Consider the following 2,097-nt stretch of genomic DNA (forward strand, 5'->3'; position numbering starts at 1 on the left):
CTCACCCAATTCTGCTTTTAATTTTTCTTTTGCCTCATCAAGAGTTATTCCTAATTTGTCTGCAACGGTTTGAGCATCTGCTTCAGGATCACCTGTAAGGGTAAATTCTTCTCCGTCAATTGTTACTTTTTGCTCATTATTACTGTTCTTTGTGTCAGCACCGGTATTTTCCATCAGTTTTGCAATAGCACCTTTTAAAAATTCCAAAAGAGATTCATTGTCTGATAAATTAAATGAATTGCCATCTACTGATATATTATTTTCATCTTGTGAATTTTTTACAGCCTCTGCGACACCATATTCTGCTTCTAATTCAGATTTGGCTTCAGTTTCGCTAATTCCTCTTGCTGTTGCATAATTCTTTAAATCCTCAACAGGATTTCCTGTTTTTGTAAAGTCAACTCCGTTTAAAGTCGTCATATTTTCTCCTTAAATATTTATATAGATTACATATCCTCTTTGTATTTATATAAAGTATAATTTGTATATAAAATTGCTAAATTTATTTTAAATTTTTTTATAAATTTTCAAAAAATCCTTTAAAAACAAGAAAAATACCTTTAATAAAACTTAACATAAATAATCCAAATTAAAAAAGCGAGTGTTTTTTCACTCGCTTCTTAATATTAGTAAAATTAATTATTACCAAGACGTTTCACCTGATAGCATGCTGCCTATTTTAGTGCTGCTGCATCCGCCACTTTGATTCGACTGCTGAGGTTTACCATATTGAGTCTCTAATGCTTGCTTTGCCTCTTGTACAGAACAACCTGCAACTTGAGCAATTCTTTCTGCATCTTTTTCCGGATTTCCGGTTGAACAAACTTTAACTGTTTTTCCATTAATATTTGCAGTAATTTTCCCGTCATCGGAATTTTGTGTGCAATTGTTTCTTGCGGAACATCCATTAATAATACTCATAATTTTTTCTCCTTATTTTTCTTATATCCTAACGTCGTGTTTACATGTATATAAAGTTTTTTTTATTTAAAAAATTGCCTTTTCTAAGAAAAAAATGTTAAGTAATATTACAATATTACAATTTTACAAAATTATTATTTATTATAAAGAAGTAAAACCTATTATTGCAAACATGCCTCCTTATGTGATAAAATTTGTAATATAAGAGGATAAAAAATGGAAGAAACAAAAATAATAGTTACGCTCTCAGGTGCGGATAAAGTTGGTATAGTTGCGGCATTAACGGCTGCCCTAGCCAAATATGAAGTAAATATTGAAGATATTAAACAAACGCTTATGCAGGGGCATTTTGTAATGTTTATGCTTTGTGACATTGAAAAATCTACTTATTCATTTAAAGAAATTAAAGAGGCCGTTACAAATACCGGTGCAGAAATGGGAATGGAAGTTTGGGTTCAGAAAAAAGAGATTTTTGACAGTATGCACAATATTTAAGAGCTTTTATGAATATTTATTATATTGATATTAATGAATTTAAAAATATGCATGACAAAGATTTTTTGAATGATTATGCCGATAAGAATTTCAATAGTGAAAAACGTTTTTGGGAATATTCAATCGGCAGATATCTGATAAAAAATGTTGCTAAGAAAATATATAAAATCGAAGATACAACAATTGTTGTCAATAAAAATGGGAAACCGGAATTCGAAAATTCTGATTTAAATTTTTGTCTTTCTCATTCAAAAGATTATGTAATTGCGTGTTTTGATGAACATAGTTGCGGAATAGATATTGAATATGCAAAAGAGCGTGATTTTGAAAAATTATCACAACACTATGGTCAAAATTTTGAGAATTCAGATAAATTTTATACTTTTTGGACTTTAAAAGAGGCATCATATAAATTAGGAACACAGGTAAAGGATTCTTATACTGCTATTTTTAAAAATGAATATTATTTAAGCGTTGTTTCTGACATTATTTTTGATAAAAATATTAATCCGATACAAATAAAATAAGATTATTAAATAATTAATTTTTCCTTAAAAATTTTAATTATTTTTAAAAACTGTTATATAAATGTAGTGTAAGTGTAGTAGGTAAAAAAGGAGAGAAATCATGATTAAACCATTAGGTGACAGAATTGTTATCAAAGTTATTGAAGATACAGAA

The 2,097-nt window shown here is 28.4% G+C and carries 4 protein-coding genes; 2 read left to right on the top strand and 2 right to left on the bottom strand.

Going from position 1 to position 2,097, the window contains the following annotated elements; all coding sequences use genetic code 11:
- Both ACMUOV_RS05400 and ACMUOV_RS05405 read right to left on the bottom strand, forming a co-directional pair.
- On the bottom strand, positions 1–420 hold a 420-nt coding region (locus ACMUOV_RS05400), incomplete at its 3' end, for a hypothetical protein (protein ID WP_413854085.1).
- Between the two features lie 222 nt (positions 421–642).
- Positions 643–921, bottom strand: coding sequence for a hypothetical protein (locus ACMUOV_RS05405; protein ID WP_413854086.1), 279 nt, complete (start codon positions 919–921; stop codon positions 643–645).
- A gap of 216 nt (positions 922–1,137) precedes the next feature.
- On the opposite strand from ACMUOV_RS05405, the gene ACMUOV_RS05410 reads away from it, so the two are divergent.
- On the top strand, positions 1,138–1,416 hold the full coding sequence (locus ACMUOV_RS05410; RefSeq protein ID WP_413854087.1) for an ACT domain-containing protein: 279 nt from the start codon (positions 1,138–1,140) through the stop codon (positions 1,414–1,416).
- 8 nt (positions 1,417–1,424) lie between these two features.
- On the top strand, positions 1,425–1,943 hold the full coding sequence (locus ACMUOV_RS05415; protein ID WP_413854088.1) for a 4'-phosphopantetheinyl transferase family protein: 519 nt from the start codon (positions 1,425–1,427) through the stop codon (positions 1,941–1,943).
- The last annotated feature ends 154 nt before the right edge of the window (positions 1,944–2,097 follow it).

The sequence above is a fragment of the Candidatus Ruminimicrobium bovinum genome (assembly GCF_902760015.1).
Classification (GTDB): Bacteria; Elusimicrobiota; Endomicrobiia; order Endomicrobiales; family Endomicrobiaceae; genus Ruminimicrobium; species Ruminimicrobium bovinum.